Annotated in this window: 12 protein-coding genes; 10 read left to right on the plus strand and 2 right to left on the minus strand. The window is 50.9% G+C overall.

Annotation, left to right across the window (positions count from 1 at the left end):
* The 7 genes from GON05_RS02440 to GON05_RS02470 all read left to right on the plus strand — a co-directional run bounded on the left by GON05_RS02440 (window position 1) and on the right by GON05_RS02470 (window position 7,757).
* On the plus strand, window positions 1–861 hold the full coding sequence (locus GON05_RS02440; protein ID WP_157317660.1) for a carbohydrate ABC transporter permease: 861 nt from the start codon (window positions 1–3) through the stop codon (window positions 859–861).
* A 34-nt stretch (window positions 862–895) separates the two neighbouring features.
* Window positions 896–1,864, plus strand: coding sequence for a GNAT family N-acetyltransferase (locus tag GON05_RS02445; RefSeq protein WP_157317661.1), 969 nt, complete (start codon window positions 896–898; stop codon window positions 1,862–1,864).
* On the plus strand, window positions 1,865–2,572 hold the full coding sequence (locus GON05_RS02450; protein WP_157317662.1) for a PIG-L deacetylase family protein: 708 nt from the start codon (window positions 1,865–1,867) through the stop codon (window positions 2,570–2,572).
* 93 nt (window positions 2,573–2,665) lie between these two features.
* Window positions 2,666–3,808 (plus strand): exo-beta-N-acetylmuramidase NamZ family protein, encoded by a 1,143-nt coding sequence (locus GON05_RS02455; RefSeq protein ID WP_157317663.1) that lies wholly within the window; start codon window positions 2,666–2,668, stop codon window positions 3,806–3,808.
* A 29-nt stretch (window positions 3,809–3,837) separates the two neighbouring features.
* The gene (locus GON05_RS02460; RefSeq protein ID WP_157317664.1) at window positions 3,838–4,755 is read left to right on the plus strand and encodes an N-acetylglucosamine kinase; all 918 of its coding nucleotides are present in this window, start codon (window positions 3,838–3,840) and stop codon (window positions 4,753–4,755) included.
* Between the two features lie 156 nt (window positions 4,756–4,911).
* Window positions 4,912–6,552 carry a beta-N-acetylhexosaminidase gene (nagZ, locus tag GON05_RS02465; protein ID WP_157317665.1) on the plus strand — a complete coding sequence of 547 codons (1,641 nt, stop codon included), beginning with the start codon at window positions 4,912–4,914 and terminating at the stop codon, window positions 6,550–6,552.
* On the plus strand, window positions 6,552–7,757 hold the full coding sequence (locus GON05_RS02470; RefSeq protein ID WP_157318040.1) for an anhydro-N-acetylmuramic acid kinase: 1,206 nt from the start codon (window positions 6,552–6,554) through the stop codon (window positions 7,755–7,757). The genes nagZ and GON05_RS02470 overlap by 1 nt, the downstream gene beginning before the upstream one ends.
* A gap of 944 nt (window positions 7,758–8,701) precedes the next feature.
* Here the strand turns inward: GON05_RS02470 and GON05_RS02475 are convergent.
* The gene (locus GON05_RS02475; RefSeq protein WP_157317666.1) at window positions 8,702–10,369 is read right to left on the minus strand and encodes an MORN repeat-containing protein; all 1,668 of its coding nucleotides are present in this window, start codon (window positions 10,367–10,369) and stop codon (window positions 8,702–8,704) included.
* Between the two features lie 78 nt (window positions 10,370–10,447).
* Window positions 10,448–10,834: a DUF4280 domain-containing protein gene (locus tag GON05_RS02480; protein ID WP_157317667.1), complete on the minus strand. Its 387-nt coding sequence runs from the start codon at window positions 10,832–10,834 to the stop codon at window positions 10,448–10,450.
* Window positions 10,835–11,047: 213 nt separating this feature from the next.
* On the opposite strand from GON05_RS02480, the gene GON05_RS39870 reads away from it, so the two are divergent.
* From GON05_RS39870 to GON05_RS02495, 3 genes are read left to right on the plus strand one after another with little or no spacing between them, the layout of a single operon-like run.
* On the plus strand, window positions 11,048–14,308 hold the full coding sequence (locus tag GON05_RS39870; RefSeq protein ID WP_157317668.1) for a stalk domain-containing protein: 3,261 nt from the start codon (window positions 11,048–11,050) through the stop codon (window positions 14,306–14,308).
* Window positions 14,309–14,324: 16 nt separating this feature from the next.
* Entirely contained in the window at window positions 14,325–17,093 is a 2,769-nt protein-coding gene (locus GON05_RS02490; RefSeq protein WP_157317669.1) for an adenylate/guanylate cyclase domain-containing protein, read from the plus strand.
* Between the two features lie 19 nt (window positions 17,094–17,112).
* Window positions 17,113–17,607, plus strand: a complete 495-nt coding sequence (locus tag GON05_RS02495) for a GNAT family N-acetyltransferase (RefSeq protein WP_181646617.1) — start codon at window positions 17,113–17,115, stop codon at window positions 17,605–17,607.
* Window positions 17,608–17,617: the final 10 nt, after the last annotated feature.

The raw sequence follows: 17,617 nt of genomic DNA on the forward strand, positions 1-17,617 counted from the left end.
ATGGCTTTATACAGCAGTCATGCAGGCAAACCTAGAGTAAAAACCATTCGCAATTCAATCATTTTTATCGCCCTTCTCCTTTTTGCTTTGGCGACGATATTTCCAATCTATTTCATGGTTATTTCATCCTTTGCAGATCCGGTTGAGGCAGGAGCGGTGAACTACTCCATTTTACCAAGCAAGTTCACATTCGCTTCCTTCAAATATTTCTTTGATTATAGCGAGTATTCGTATCGGTGGATTCTGAATTCCCTGATCGTAGCTACGACAGTCATGGTATCCAACGTGATTTTCGCCAGTATGGCTGGGTATGCGTTCTCCAAACTTCGTTTTAAAGGGAGAGGCGTGCTGTTTGCGGTATTGCTTGTCTCCATGATGATTCCTTACCAAGTTACACAAGTTCCTTTGTATATTCTTGTTGTGAATGTATTCAATTTACAAAACACGTACAGCGCATTAATTATGCCGGGTATCGTTACAGTCTATAATATTTTTCTAGCTAAACAGTTTATGAGCAGCATCCCGAACGAGATTATGGAGAGTGCCAAAATCGAAGGGTGCAGCCAGTTCACCATTTATTGGAGAATCATTCTGCCTTTGTCCAAAACCGTCCTTGCCGTTATGGCGATTCTAACGTTTATGGATAGCTGGAACACGTTCTTCTGGCCGCTTCTGGTCACCAATACGATGGATATGCAGACGATTCAATTGGGACTCAAAAACTTCCGCTTCGCCAATACGACGTTTATCGCGCCGATGATGGCAGGGGCTACAATCTCAGCACTACCGATGTTTATTCTTTTCTTCAGCTTGCAAAAGTACTTCTTAGAAGGTGTAACGGTTGGAGCGGTAAAAGGCTAATACAAGCCGAGCGTGGGGGAGGGTTCACTTCAGCATGATTGTGACTTGGAATCAACAATATCGTCAAGCCGTTATTGATTTGTGGAATGAACAAGCCGTGAAGGATGGCTATAAGGAACTGACGGAAGAAACCTTTGAGCGCATTTTCACGGCCAATCCTTATTTTGATCGTGATAATACCTTTGTGTTACTGGATCAAAATGAGGTCAAAGGCTTCGCCTGTGGCTGCACAGGAGATGATCTGCCGCTTGGGGAAGTGGCTGGATACATCACCTGCATCATTTTGGCCGACCGGTTCCAAACAGATCAGAACTATCAAGGCATGTTAGACGTTTTGGAGTATCGTTTTCAGCAATTGGGAAAAAAGCAAGGCGAGGTCTTATTTTTTAATCCAATGTTACTGCCATGGTATATACCTGGGACTCCGAAGCATGAGCATAACAATGCGCCCGGCGTGCCGATCGAAAGTAAATTGTATGCGTTTTTGCTGGAAGCAGGGTATGTGGAACGTGCGAAAGAATGCGCGATGTATTTGAAGCTGGACGGTTTCATCATACCGGAGGATGTAAGAACCAAGGAGCTTAAGGCGTCAGCTGAAGGATACACGGTGGAATTGTTCGATACGGAAAAGCATAACGGCGTTAAGGAAATGCTTAATGGCTTTAACAATCTTTTGTGGCAAAGGGAAATCGGGCAATGCACGGCAGAAGGTGTGCCAGTGGTCATTGCTGCATATAAAGGCAAGGTCATCGGATTTGCAGGCCCGGTCATTCGTCAAGACAACGGACGCGGCTATTTTGCGGGCATCGGCGTGCTTCCTGAGCATGAGGGCCATGGGCTGGGCAGCCTGCTTTTCTTTAAACTGTGCGAAGCTTTCCGTTCAATTGGTACGGACTACATGTCGCTCTACACAGGCAGTACGAATCCGGCCATTCGCATTTATGAGAAGGCAGGTTTTACAACCGTCAAACAATTTTCTGTGATGAGAAGGGAGTTTGTGTAAATGAGCGAGCAAAAGTTAACGATATTAGCGATCGGCGGCCATGTGGGGGATGCCGAATTAACGGCTGGAGGCGTATTGGCAAGCCACTTCTTGAAAGGTGATCGCATTGCAACACTGGCGCTGACTGCAGGCGAACGCGGTGTTCCCGCAGGACAAGATATGGCGGAATATCGCGTGCAGAAAGTGAAAGAGGCGAAAACATTTGCCGAAATGCTGGGCGGGGAAGCTTTCGTCTTCGACGATATTCCTGACGGCGAGCTGCAGGATAACCAGGAGATGCGCTTCCGTGTAGCTGATGTCATTCGTCAAGTTCGGCCGAACGTGATCATCACGCATTGGAAAAACAGCATGCACAAGGATCACATGACCACGCACCGCATCGTGAACGATGCCCGTTTTTTTGCGGCCTTGCCGACATTTGAACGGGAACTTCCAGCCCATTTTGCACAGAGATTGTATTATGCCGAGAACTGGGAAGACGCGGTCGACTACCGTCCGTACGTTTATGTCGATTACGATCAGGACGCCTTCGATCTATGGGTCAAAGCCGTTTCCACGCACTGGTTCGTAACCGGCAGCAAGTCGTTCAAGTACTTGGAATACTACAAGCATTTGATGAGAGTCCGCGGGCTTGAGGCCAGAAAAGAATATGCACAAACGTTCATGATTCCAGAAGAAAATATGCGTGTGCTCAAAACTGAATTATAGAAAATCATCCGACCTCTACACGCAGCCGCTTATCACGAATATGGCTTGGGTAGAGGTTTTGTTCAATAAAAAGAAGCGAGCGAGGGGAAAGCTATGATTCTTAATGGGATTGATTGTATCGGGCAGTATGCTCATCTATTCAAAGGGAAACGGCTGGGGCTGATTACGGCGCCAACGGGATTGAACAAGGATTTTGTTTCTACGATTCAAATTTTGCATGAAAATTTCAACCTCGCGGCTTTATTCTCTCCGGAGCATGGGGTGCGGGGAGATCAAGCCGCTGGCGCGCTGGTGGAAACGTACTTAGACCCGATTACACAGGTGCCGGTACACAGCTTGTATCGCAAAGATTCCAAACGGTTGAGCCAAGAGATGCTGGATGAAGTCGATATGGTCGTCTATGATATTCAGGATGTAGGTACCCGCTATTATACATTTATTTATACAATGTTATATGCTTTGGAAGATTGTGCGAAAGCAGGGAAGCCTTTTGTCATTCTAGACCGGATTAATCCTTTGGACGGGGTGACGGTGGAAGGCAATATTTTAAAACAGGAATATCAATCTTTTGTAGGCAATTATCCGCTTGCAGTCCGTTACGGGTTGACGGTCGGAGAACTCGCCATGATGGCAAATGATCAGATGAACTGGCAGTGTGAGCTGCATGTGGTCCGCTGTGAAGGTTGGGAGCGAAACATGCTTTTCCCGGAGACGGGCCAAGAGTGGATCATGCCTTCCCTGGGACTTCCGCGATTTAGATCAGCTTTGCTGTATCCCGGAACATGTATCTTTGAAGGCACGAACTTGTCGGAAGGGCGGGGGACAACCGTTCCTTTTGAAGCCATAGGGGCTCCGTTCATCGATGGGCAGAAGCTGGCGGATGAAATGAATGCCAAGAAACTGCCTGGCGTTGTTTTCCGGCCGGTCTTTTTTAAACCGAGCTTCTCGAAGCATCAGGGAGAGTCCTGCAGCGGCGTTCAAATCCATGTGTTGGATACTCGCGCTGTTCAGCCACTTGAAACGGGGATTACCCTGCTCTACACAATCAAGAACAATTATGAAGAGTTTGCCTTCCTGCCTCCTTTCCGCGAAGGCTCCAGACCTTTCATGGATTTGTTATGCGGAGACAATGTGTATCGACAAGAGCATGTGAACGTTCCAGACCTGCTTCAGCAATTTCGTGAAGAGAGCCAGACCTTTGCGCAGATGAAACAGCAGTATCATTTGTACAAATAGAATAAACGGAAGAAGTGATAAGTAACCCAATGACAAGATATGTAGCGGGGCTAGATGGCGGAGGTACCAAAACAGCGGTAAAAATAGCTGACGAGAGCGGCCAAGTGGTGCATAGCTTTGCATCTGGAGCGATTAACTATAATGGGCAAGATGCGGAGAGCATCAAACGGAGCTTTCACGACATTTTTCAAGGCATTAACGTTGCCTGCGGGGGACTGGAGCACTGTGAGCAAATCGTGATTGGCGCAGCGGGGGTTAGCAATCCTACGGTTACGTCCCGCTTGGAGGCGAATGTTAGAGAATGCGGTTATCAAGGGAACCTATATATCACAGGGGACCAGGAAACGGCGCTTTGCGGCGCGCATGATCGGGAATACGGCATCATTTTAATTGCGGGAACAGGGTCTATTTGTTATGGCAAAAAAGAGGACGGAACGATTCACCGTGCCGGCGGCCTGGGACACCTCATCGATGATGAGGGCAGTGGTTACAGCATCGGCCGCGACCTGTTGTCAGCGCTCGTTCGGGCTAATGATGGAAGGATCGGAGAGACCGTCATTACTGGTATGGTCTACGAACAGCTTCAACTGACGAGTGTTCAGCAGATCGTTGGATTCGTTTATAACAAAGAGACGAACAAGAAGGACATCGCAGCCTTGGCGCCTATCCTGTCTATGGCTTGCGAACAAGGGGACGAAACGGCGCTGGCTATTGCAGCAAAAAACGCTGCATCGCTATTCGAGACGGTCGTTCCTGTCGTGGAAAAACTGTCCATGCAGCACGGAAGCCTTGCGATGGCTGGAAGTGTATTGCTGAACAATAGTCATGTGCGGAACGCGTTTGTTCAAAAACTGAGTGAGAAATATCCGGATTTGACTTGTATTACGGCTAAAAAGGATGCCGCGAGCGGTGCTGTTTTGATGGCGCTGAATCGTTTGAAGAGATAGGTGGAAGAGATAGGCTGCGATTGAGGGGAATTTATTGAGATGGAACGAGATAGAGTGAGATAGAACGAGAAAGAACGGGATAGATCGAGACAGAGGAAGACATAAAGAGTTCATTTTGCGGATAGAAGTTTTTTCAGCGAGGGAGAGGGATTGAGAATGAAAAAGATTCAGGACATGACGCTAAGAGAGAAAATTGGGCAGATGCTTCTTTGCGGGTTTGAAGGCACGGAAGCAACGGAGCAGCTCAAAGCGCTGATTGCTGAACACCATATTGGCGGTGTTATTTATTTTGCGCGTAACGTAGAGCAAACTGGACAGGTAGCAGATCTATCTGAGCAGCTGCAGCAAATCGCCGAGCAGTCGGACACGTTACCGCTTTGGGTTTCGATCGACCAAGAGGGCGGGATGGTTGCCCGTATTACGGAAGGCGTTGCTTTGATGCCTGGGCAGATGGCGCTTGCGGCGGGGGCGATTGGGCCGAAAGAGGGAACAAAAGTTGCAGGCGACGCCGCATACGAAGCTGCGTTCATTTCGGGGAAAGAGCTTAGAGCGCTTGGAATTAACTTGAATTTTGCTCCTGTGCTCGATGTGAATAATAATCCGGATAACCCGGTTATTGGCGTTCGATCATTCGGCGAGTCTGCCGAGCTTGTCGCTGAATTCGGACAGCGTTCGGTTCAAGGCTTCCAGGATGCTAACGTTGTCGCGACAGCGAAACATTTCCCGGGACATGGCGATACAAGCGTTGACTCCCATTTGGATTTGCCTACGATCAAGCATAAGCAAGAACGGATTCGTTCCTTGGAGCTTGTGCCATTCATCCAAGCGATCAAGGGCGGTGTCGATGCGATAATGTCATCGCACATTTATTTCCCGGCATTTGAGTCCGAGAAGCTGCCTGCGACGCTTTCCAAGTCCGTGTTAACCGGACTGCTGCGCGAGGAGCTGGGCTACGAGGGCGTCGTGATGACGGACTGCATGGAGATGAATGCCATTGCAGAACATTATGGTACAGTTGCCGCAAGTGTTATGGCGATCGAAGCCGGGGCTGATCTTGTGCTTATCAGCCATAGGCTTGACCGCCAGATCGGCGCTATTGACGCGATCGAGCAGGCTGTTAAAGAGGGGCGTCTGAGCGAAGCGCGCATCGACGCATCCGTGCAAAGGCTGCTCACGCTCAAGGAGCGCCGGGGGTTGTTTGCGCCGCAGACAGGCTCGGCGGCTGAAGTAGGGACCGCGGAGCATTGCGCGGTCGCCCAACGTCTCAGCGAAGCGAGCATCACGCTCGTCAAAGACGAGCAGGGGCTGCTGCCGCTGAAGCGTGTAAGAACGCTAGCGGTCACCGTGGCCGCAGCGGTTTCGTCCGGCGTCGACGAAGCGTACGCTGGACCGGCAAGTCTAGGCGCAGCGCTTGCTGAGCGCGGCCTTGACGTGCTCGACCGCGTGCTGCCGTTGGCAGAGGTCAGCGGGTTGACGGGCTCGGTGCTGGCAGCAGCTGAAGAAGCGGAGCAGATCGTCATCGGGACGTACAACGCCCGATTCCATCCGGCGCAGGTCGAGCTGGTGCGCGCCCTGCAAGCACTCGGCAAGCCAGTAATCGTCGTTGCGCTGCGCGTGCCGTACGATTTGCTTGAGCTGCCGGAGGTTTCAACCTTCATCGCGGCTTACGAAAGCCGCCCGCTAGCACTGCAAAGCACAGCCAAAGCTTTGCTGGGTGAGCTGGAGATGAAAGGGCGACTGCCAGTCACTCTAGGCGCTGGATATCCTGCGGGTTGGAAATGGGAGGGCGGACTGTGATGCTCCGTACCCTTCTCAACCAAACCTCGCTCACCGTAGCAGGCATCATGTCTGGCACCTCTTTGGACGGTATCGACGTTGCGATCGTTCGCATCGATGGCAGCGGGATTGATGCCAAAGTCAAACTGCTTCACTTCGAAAGCTTCTCCTACGAGGAGGAAGTACGCGAAAAGCTGAAGCAGCTCTGCTCCATCGATCACTCGAATGTTGCCCTTTTGTGCGGCATGAACTTTGCCATTGCCGAGCGGTTTGCTGACGCGGTGGTGCAGACGGCTAAGGCCGCGGGAATCAAAATGGAGGAAATCGATCTCATTTCCACCCATGGACAAACCGTATGGCACATCCCAGTAGCGGATGAAACCGATCCTTATCTACCGAAATCAACGCTGCAAATCGGTGATTTATCCGTCATCGCCAAGCGAACCGGCCGTGTAGTTGTCGGCGACTTCCGCACCGCCGATATGGCGGTAGGGGGGCAAGGTGCTCCCCTCGCACCATACGGGGATTTCATTATGTTCCGAGATGCGACCAAAGGGCGCATCCTGCAAAATATCGGCGGCATCGGCAACTGCACCGCAATCCCGGCCCAGGGACCGGATGCGATGATGTCCGATGCCAGCGAGCTTATTGCTTTCGATACGGGTCCGGGCAACATGATCATGGATCAAGTCGTCTACGAGTTGTCCGAAGGCCGGCTAACCTATGACGCGGATGGCGCATGGGCGGCTCGCGGCCAAGTCCACACCGAGCTGCTGGAGGAGATGCTGGCTCATCCTTACTTTGCGCAGCTTCCTCCGAAGACCACAGGGCGCGAGCTGTTCGGCAAAGCCTACACGGCAGCATGGCTCAAAGGCGCATTGGCTCGCGGACTCGCTCACGAAGATATCGTCGCTACAGCGACGGCGTTCACCGCGCATTCCATTGCTCGTGCTTATAAAGATTTTGTACTCCCACACTGTGCCATAGCGGAAGTCATCGTAAGCGGCGGCGGAGCACGCAATCGTACGCTGCTTAACATGATGCAGGAGCTGCTCCCTGAACAAGCGATCCTCACCTCCGACGAGCTAGGCATCTCCGGCGATGCCAAAGAAGCCATCCTGTTCGCCCTGCTAGGCAACGATTGCATCCATGGCGTGCCGAACAATTTGCCATCAGCGACAGGCGCGGAACGCCTGACTGTAATGGGCAAGCTGGCATTACCTTAAATAATAACCTGCAAAACATACATCAAATATCGCGATTCCACGCCATTTTGGGCTGTGGGGTGCTATTTGATGTATGAAATGCAGGTTTTTTGTGTTTATGGCTATTTCTTTGCGGAATTGCTGATCTTTATGCAGTAAGGACGTTGCTGACGTTGTATCCAGTCGCGAGAACTGGACTCTTCCGAAGGATAAGTCTGAGTCTAACGGTCTGAGATGCTTCTATTTAAGCGATTTAAGCTCAATATGAAATTTAACGGACATGAGAGACGTTAACGAGCGTGAGATGGCCTAAATCGGTTAATATTTACGCGAATAAAGGCTCTTAGGTCCGATAGCCTCTTGATATTGGCCGGAATAGCCAATATAAGGGCTGTGGTGTCCGTTATAGTTTATAGTCTGGGCGGTGAGTGAGAGTAAGAGTGATAGGTGTTTCTGAAGATGAGAGGAGTTGGAGTAGTTAGGGGAGTGAGGCTTAATTTCCTTTATTGTAGATAGCTCAGAATTTGTGTTATTCAGGGATATTGGTCGGAGTGGACGATGGCTGTGTGCGGTATGGAGTCAGTATGATGCTGATGCGGACGGAAGATTATGTATAAGAGTGATAAGTGTTGGTGAAGAGGAGATGAGTTGAAGTAGCTAGGGTAGTGAGGTTTAGATTACTTTATTGTAGATAGCTCAGAATTTGAGTTACTCAGGGATATTGGTCGGAGAGGTCGAAGGCTGCGTGCGGTATGGAGTCAGTATGATGCTGATGCGGACGGAAGATTATGTGTAAGAGTGATAAGTGTTGGTGAAGAGGAGATGAGTTGAAGTAGCTAGGGTAGTGAGGATTAGATTACTCTATTGTAGATAGCTCAGAATTTGCGTTACTCAGGGATATCAGTCACAGTGGAGCCTACAAAAAAACAACCGGGAGAGCCCAACAGAGCATCTCCCGGCTGTTTTTATTTTGTTGAGCTCACCTGCAGAAGGTGGGCTTCTTTGGTTTTATCAAAATGCGTCAAGGTGAAGAGGTAATCCCCCTTGTAATAGCTGTTCGTGTAGGTGCCATTCCCGGCACCTACTTCGGTTTCCATTACGACGTAGCCGGCATCGTTGGGCTCGCCGCGCTTTTTGACGGTCTCGATGGCTGGCTGCAGCAGCGCCAAAGGCTTCGAGCCCCAAATGCTAAGCGAAGTAACAACCGCCTCCTTCGGGTTGCCCTTCGCTGGCTCTACCAGCAACGACAGCTGGTAGGCCGGATAGCTCAGCAGCAGCTTCACGCCTGCCGTTGCTGCTGCTGCATCGCCCGCGCCAGCGCCTGCGGCAGCTGGCGGGGAAGCCCCAATGGCAGCCTCACCAGCGCTAGCGCCAGTGTCAGCGGCGGCTGCCGCAGTCCCCGCGGAGGCGTCAACCGCCGCCTCCTGGCCCGCAAGCATGACGCTGGCATCCTGCAGCGTCACTTCCGCCGGTTTGCCCAGCAAGTCTTCGACTTTCTTGCTGGACAAACCGAGGAAGCCCTGCAGGCTGGCCTGGCCGCCTGCAAAAAAGCTCCGCAGCAGCGGCGCGCCGTCTGCGTCAAACACCGTGCCAAGGCCGTCATAGACGCCGACCTTGAAATCGCCCTTGTAGACGAGTTTGCCCAACTCGTCGTATGCTTCTCCGGCGCCATTCAGGGCGCCGTTCACATACGTGCCCTTGAAACGGGGCACGCCTTTTTCATCGAAGGCGGTGCCCTCGCCGCCGTACGTGCCCGCTAGGAATTGGCCTTTAAACTTCATCAGGCCGCTAGGGTAGTACTCGGTTCCGTCGCCGGAGTAGCTGCCGTTCTTAAAGCCGCCTTCATAAACGAGAAGGCCTTTGGTATCGAACAGCTTGCCAGCTCCGCTATACTGGCCCGCTGCAAATTCCCCTTCATACTGGGCGATGCCGCCCGAAGAGAACAGTTTGCCCGCCCCATTGTAAAGGCCGCCGTTAAACGCACCCTCGTAAAGCAGATCGCCGCTTGGGGCAAACAATTTTCCGGCCCCGCCGTATTTGCCATTTTGAAATTCGCCGATATACAGGACTTTCTGGGTGGGCGTATATAAGGTACCTGCCCCGTTGTAGGCATCTCCGGCAAAAGCGCCTTTATACAGCAAAGTGCCTTGCTCGTCATAGAGCGAACCGGCGCCTGATTTCTGCCCCTTCTCAAAATCACCCTCATAAGCGAGAACGCCGTTCTTGTGATAAAGCTTGCCTTTCCCCGCGTACAGCCCGTCAACTAGACCGCCTTCATAACGCGCCGCTTTCTCGGCACCCACAACTTTGCCATTCCCCGAGAAGCTGGTCAGCTTCGTGGTGTTCTCCTGCAAAACAGGAACTCGGTTTAACCATTTATTCACGATCGCAGGAGGGCGTATGAAGATAAAAAAGATCAGGACGAGAATCAACAAGGTGATGAAAAGCAGCAGCCTTTTGGAGACGTAGTAGGAGCCGATCAAAAGATAGTTTTTTAACGAGGTCTCACGCGTTTGCAGCATGACTCTAAGAATCTGTTGAAACTTAATGATCGCTAGTTTGGGCAGCCTTCCAATGGTTTGAAAGGCTTTCATGACATGTCCGATGAAAGGTGCTACGACGGGCCTTAGCACTTTTTCAATGGTTTTGACCGGTTGAATCTCCAAATGATTTCACTCCTAAAAGGATGCTCGATTTTTTATAAAAATGAGTTAAGGCACCTGAATGGTCATTTGTCCAGGCTGCTGAATTTGAATGACGCCGCCCCAATTGCACATGCATTTGGAGGAGTTGTTCAGAGCCGGCATGTTAGCGACGAGTACCGTCGGCGATCCAGGAACCCAAGGAGCTGCTGTAACCGGTATGCAGGGCATGGGCGTCAGCACGCCGAACGCCGCCGCCGTTGCTGCGGCAACCGTGGGATTGGCCATGGAATTACACATGCCGAACGGCAAAATGTTCACCATCGGCTTATTATCCATAATGTTTGCGATGGGCATCGCGGTCATGACCATATTCGCTGGCAGCACCATTAACGAACTGGGCGCAGCGCCGAAAGAACATTGCAGCATTGCACCGCCGCAAACAAGGTTCCCCATGGGTATACCTCCTTTAATGTAACAAGTCATTTATGTAGCAGGATCCGATGCAGTTGTAGTTTCTGTTACTTTTATACTACTAGAAAAGCAGATAACCATCAATCTATTACTATATTCGATTCTTTTCGCTAAGTTTCTCCAAAAGATGGGTGCGAGAGTGTAAGAGATATTGTACTATAAAGGAAGAGTTGCAAGTGAGCGGAGGGATTCAGAGTGGCAGGGTTAAAAGCAGTAAAGCTGGGACTCGTAGTGCTGCTGTCGGCAGCGCCGGTTCTGGCGGCAGGGCCAAGTGTGGAAGCTGCGTCGGTAAAGGCTTTAACCATGAAAGAAGCGATGGATCAAGGGTTGAAAATAAGTTCTGTCCTGCGGGACGCCAAAACGGATATTTCAAAGAAAAAGCTGGAGCTGGAGCAAGCGCAGCATGCTGTGAAAAGTGAGGAGGCGAAGGCCTCCGGTCTTTTTGCCAAGCCCCGGAATTTAAGCCAGGACCTGACGACACGTTTGAAGGTGCCAGAGGCCAGCAAGCAGTTATATCTCGCACAGGAAACACTTCGACAATCGATGAATACGGTTCGGTTTGATGTGCAAAAAGCGTACTTAACGGCTTATCAGGATGAAGCAGCAGAAGAGAACGCACGCAAGAAATGGGAGGAAGCCAAAACGGCGCTGGATACGGTTAAAAAGAAGCGGAAATTCGGGCTTGCGGACAGTGCCGAGCAGGAAGAGGCGGAGAAGACGCTGGAGAAGGCAGCATCCGTTTATAAACAAACGCAATTGACGGCCAAATCAAGCCGTTTGGCGCTGGGCAAGCTGCTTCAATTGGATATGGAGAATAAAGTCCAGCTTTCTTTTGAACCGGATTACGCGGATCTGGATCAGAAGCAGCTGCCGGCCTACATAAATAGCGGGCTCAAATCGACGGTCAGTCTGCTGAAAGATACGGAGGATCGGCGTTTGGCCGATCATAAGCTAAGCACGACACGTGATCTGTATAGTTCCAAATTTGGCAGCAGCCGCATGAAGGTTATGGATGGTCTGTATAAGGCTAAGGATATCGACATGGATATGTTTCTGGCCAGTTATGAAACGACGTTGTCACAGGTGAAGAAAGATTGGGAAGGGTTTTTCCTTTTGCTTGGATTCATTCCGATTCCCAAATCTTTGCTCCAGGGAGAGTTTGATGGACTGCGTTACCTTGACGACCTGCGGGATGCATTACCTATTGCCACCATGGAACAAAATAAGGCGGTTTTGCAGGAGAAGGAAAGCAGAACAGCTGTTATAGCAGCAGTCAGAGCCTCTTATATGGAAGCAAAGGGTGCGGAGGAAGGTTACGCGCAAGCTTTACGTGATAAGGATAGTGCCGTAAGCGCACTGGACAAAGCCGCACAGAAGGTGAAACTCAGCTTGATGAAAACCGATGAGCTTGCGGCTTATAAAGAAGCGGTGGGCAAGGCGGACGAGCAGATTTTAATGGCGCAAATGAGTTACGACACTGCGCTTGGCAAGCTGGACATCGACACGGGCGGGGCTGTTGCAAAAACGTTGAAAAAGGGCATCCTGCCTTATCAAAATTTGGATGACGGACTTGCCGCCGTCAAACCGCAAAATCCCAAGGCACCTGCGGGTTCTTGGAAATTGAAGCCGGCTGTCGGTCCGCTGCTTAGTGATTTTAGCGTGACGGTGAATAAAAAAATTGGCGCCACGGACTATGCGTTATTTACCAAAGATGGTCATGCGATCGGTAAACGTACCAAGATTAATAAGGCTGTACGACAATTAACGCTTAAACTTAGTCAGCTTGAGAACTTGAAGGTTGTGCTCTACGCGAAGGGGAAACCGGTTGGGGAGCTGCTGCTGGAGGGCAAAGGAAATGCCGGACAGTTGGCGGCGGCAAAAGCTGAAGCCACGGATGGCGAAGCAAATGGATCAGCAGATGGTGCAGCAAATGGGGGAAGCTCGGTAGGAGACGGGACAACAGGTAGCGAGAGTGGTTCAGGTGCTGATGAGGAAAAAGGGCTAGGTACCGTTATCATCGGTTCCTACAAAGTAGAGCTGGATGCGCTGACTCCTGAAGCTTATAATGCGGCTTCGGCAACGATGTCTTCATCGGGACAGGGGATTTTTTATAAAGCGGATGAGCCTGGAGCGGTATGGTTCGGCATGGATAATGCCGTAGACCCGAGCGCGATCGCCGATCCGACGAGTTCCGCAGCGCTTTCGCAGAAGGAAGCGGATGCTTTGAAAGTCACCGTGGAGATTGCAAAGCCGGGTGCAATTGCTTCTCTGCAAACGCCAGAACAGCTGCAGCAACAGATTGACACGCTGAAGAAAGATATCGTGAAGCTGGAGGCGGCTAAGGAAGCGGCCGTTGCGGATATGAAGCTGAGCGAGATCGCCGATTTGGCGGTCGAGATCAAGGATGCGCAGGCTCAGCTCGGGATGCTGGAGGCGCTGCAGAAAGGCGACAGCCAGGCAGCACTTCAGCAGATGGAGCTGGTAAATAACCCGGATGCGCTGATCGCAGCGCTGTCCGAGGAGACCGAGACACCGCCGGGCGAGCCCGGCGGTGAGGAACCCCCAGGCGGCACAGCGCCTGGGAAGGACGTGGCCAGCGAGGATGCGCTGGCCGAGCAGGCTGAGCTCCAGCAGACGAAGCTGGAGCAAGCCCTCGCCGCCGGCGAGCCGAAAGCTGCTGCAGCCGATCTGCAGCAGCTCCTGGCGACGCAGGCGCAGCTCGCGGATGCGCAAACGGGCGCATCCGCAGGACAGGCTTCGCTCGCAGAAGCGAAGCTGAAGCTGGAGGCTGTGCTGAAGCTGGCGCAGGCGCAGGGGGACACGGAGCGGGTCGCGACGCTGACCCGCTCGCTCGAAGCCGTCGCCGAGGCGGTGGCGACGGCGAAGAAGGACGCGCTGTTCGCGCAGCTGGACGCCGTTCAGGTGCTTGCGGCAGCGCTGCCGCAAGAGGCAGGCGTGCAGACGCAGCTTGAGCAGCAGGTCACGAAGCTGCTGGAGGAGCTGCAGCAGCAAGAAAAGGCCAAGTATACGCCTGAGGAGCAGGCGGCCTTGGCCGATGTTTCAGCTTCATTGGCGGCTAGCTCAGCTAGTGCATCGATTCAACCGATTCCGGCAGAAAACGTGCTTTCTCCCAATATTTTCATCAAATTTGATGCTCCGCCTGTTATAATAAACGGGCAGGCATATTTACCTATAAGATCCGTATCGGAATCGTTCGGTGCCGCCGTAGATTGGGATCAAGATACTCTCACGGTTACGGTCAGCACGGAATATAGGACGATCACGAGCCGTATCAGTGAAGACAAAGCTTATGTTGATGGCGATCCTGTGCAAATCGACGGCCCGGCCCTTCTGCTTGAAGGAAGGACTTATGTCCCATTAAGATTCATAGCAGAATCCTTGGGACTGCAGGTTGATTGGAACGCACCGACGCAAATCATTCAGATTTCATATTAGAGGAGATTAAAGAGCGATGAAGAAATCGATTGCGGCATTGCTGCTCGTACTGCTGCTTCTGGGTGCTGCTGGAACCTACCTTGGATTAAACAGGGAAAGCTTCACACTATGGCCTTTTCACAAGAGCATGCCTTTCGACGGTTTATCGAAGGCGATCTCGGATGGGCATAACAATTTGTTTGTCATCGATAACGCGAAGAAGACGATTCATAAGCTGAACGGGGATGGTGTACTACAGTACTCCATTACGAGCGAGACCGGGAAAAACGGGGAAGTATACCGTTTTAACGATATGGCTGTCGATGATTTGGGGTATCTCTACACGATTCGCACCTTGCTTGATCCGTACGGGATTGCAGTGAAGTCCGAGCAAATCGTTCGCTATACGCCGAATGGGCAGTTCGACCGCAGCTTGTTCTCGCAGGAATACAATGATGCGCAAACCCAGCGATATAGATTGGGGTCTTTGCGAAATGTTCAGGTTCACGACGGGATGGTCTATTTTTTCAATGACGAAGTACAGCAGTTAACCCTCTATCAAGCTCCGGTTGGCAAACAGGAGACATCTGAGCCCAAGTTGGTCTACACGATAAAGCTCCCGCAAAATAAATTTGTCGCTGAGGCAGACGGCTTTAAGCCTGGCGAGATCTACTATTCAACGCGCAGCGGAGAGATCTATCGCGCTTTTGGCGACGGGCATTCCGAGCTTGTTTATCCGCTTCCCGGGCTTGATCGCACAAGACGCAATTTCCCTGAAAGCCTGCATCTCGATAATCAGGGCCGCCTGATCTTCATCGATTTTAACAATAAAATGATTTCCCGGCTTGATCCTGCACAGCCTTACACGATTGAAGGGCTTGTAACCGAAGAGAAGGCGCAAGCAAACGGCATAGACCTTGCTTTTGATGCCACTTCGAGTTCCATCGCCCAGGATGGCAGCCTTATTATCGTAGAATCGACGCAGATTAATCGCCGCCTGCCCGATGGGACCATTACGCCGTCGATGGTAGAGGCTCTATACAGTCAGCCGGTAAGAACCCAATTGTTTGTACATTGGTCGGTTGCCGTAGCGGCTCTAATCCTTGTGCTGTATGCGATCAAACTTGTCTTCTTCAATTTGCTGCAGCGCCGACTTCCTCTGATGATGAAGCAGATCCTCATTCTAGTGCCGGTCATTGCGGCTTCAATGATTTTGCTGTCGACCGTCATTTATGAGAGCTTCTCGAAGAAAATGGAAGAGGAAACGTTTAGCGAGCTTATTTTACTGGCTAAAAACGGTCAAAATCTCGTCGATGGCGATAAGCTGGAAAGTATGTCTTCACCGCTGGATTACAACGGTGCAACCTATCAATCTTTCCGCCGAAAGATTCAATCGGTTTTTGAAAATAACGCCAGCGATGATAATCAAGGCTTTTATAAAGCAGTGTATAAATATGAAAATGGGGTCATTTATCGGATTCTAGAAGACGATGATGGCATGCATATGTTCAATCCATTCCAACAAACCCCAGAGAATCAGCAGGTTGTACTCGAAGGCAAGCCAGCTACGGGACAATGGCAGGATTTCTCCGGCGAATGGCGTTATGCGATTGCTCCTATTTTTAACTCAGCGGGTAAAATTGTCGGTGTTTTCGAAACGAGTAAAAACCTGGATGGCATTCTTAAGCATCGCCAAGCGGTACTTCAATCGATTATTCGCAATATTGCGCTCATTTCCGTTGGTTTGCTGCTTGTACTCGTTGTTATGACCTATGTATTACTGTCTTCGATCCGGAAGCTGCGCAATAGCGTCGGCGAGATTGCCAAAGGCAATTGGGACACGGTCGTTACGATCAACACGCGCGACGAGGTGTCAGATCTGGGCGACAGCGTCAATACAATGGCAGCCCGTATTCGGGACTATATTACCAAGGTAGAGAACTTTAGCCAGTCTTACTACCGCTTCGTTCCGCAGCAGTTTTTGCGATTCTTGAACAAGGAAAGCATTCTGGAGGTTGAACTTGGCGATCAAGTAGAGAAAAACATGTCGATTTTGATTTTTAACATCCGAAGCTTCTATCTGCTTTCCAAGAAACTCACGCCGGAAGAGAACTTCAACTTCGTCAATTCGTTCCTTAGCCGGTTCGGTCCTTATGTCCGCAAGCATCAAGGTCTTATGAACAAGTATCTGGGTGCAGGCTTCATGGCGCTTTTCCCGAATCAAGCAGATGAAGCGCTGCAGGCGTGCGTTGAGATGCGCAAGGAGCTGGATCTTTACAATTCGCATCGGGCAAAAGTCGGTTATTCGCCGCTGGATTTCGGTATCGGCCTGCATAAAGGACCGCTCCGTCTCGGGATTATCGGCGAGCAGCAGCGCCTGGAGGGCAATGTGATCTCTGACGGTGTGAATGTGGCAAGTATGCTGGAGAAAATGACGGAACCTCTGGGCGCTTCCATTCTCATTACCGATCATGTGGTACAGTCGCTGCAACAGCCGGCAGCCTTTCAATACCGGAACCTGGGATTGATTCAGGTAGAAGGAGTGAAGGAGCCGCTTCGATTGTTCGACGTTTATCAGGGCGATCCCGATACGATTCGGGTACTGAAGGAGAAGACCAAGACGTTATTCGAGCAGGCGGTCACGTATTACCAGGTAGGACGTTTCTATGATGCAAGAGAAGCTTTCTTGATGGTCATTAAACAGAATCGTCAGGATAAGGCGGCACAGCTATACTTCTATATTTGTGATGAATATTTCCAACACGGTACGACAGCAGAGTGGAATGGCACATTATCTGTTTCCTGATGAAAGAGGCGAACTTGACATGCAAGTGCATGAGTTGACCACAGAGAGAGACGCACAACGGATTACGGAATTTTATTTATCTTCTTCCTCGTTCGATGATCAAAGGCATACGCCGGGGGAGTTGGAGCATTTTCGCAATGCCCCCCTGCTTAGCTTGACTCAGCGCAATCACTGGCATTGGTTCATTGAGAATGAAGCCGGAGAGATCATTGCGGTGACCAGCTGCAAGGAAAATGAGCATCAATCCGGTGGTTATTTATGGGATTACTTAGCCGTGCATCGCGATTATCGCCGGCATGGCTTTGCGAAAGTTTTGTTTCAAGCGTTAGAAACGTTCTCGAGAGAAGCGGGAGGGCGTTACATCCTTACGTATACATGCGATTTACCCGAATATCAGCCTATTCAAAAAATGTTCCGGGCGAACGGCTTTGAACTCATCGGCACTTATCCCAATTACTATTACGAAGGCGAAGCACGATTAGCTTTCTATAAACCGCTTATTGAAGACAAATGATAGATTGGAC

It is taken from the genome of Paenibacillus anseongensis, from assembly GCF_009757995.1.
Taxonomy (GTDB): Bacteria; Bacillota; Bacilli; order Paenibacillales; family NBRC-103111; genus Paenibacillus_E; species Paenibacillus_E chondroitinus.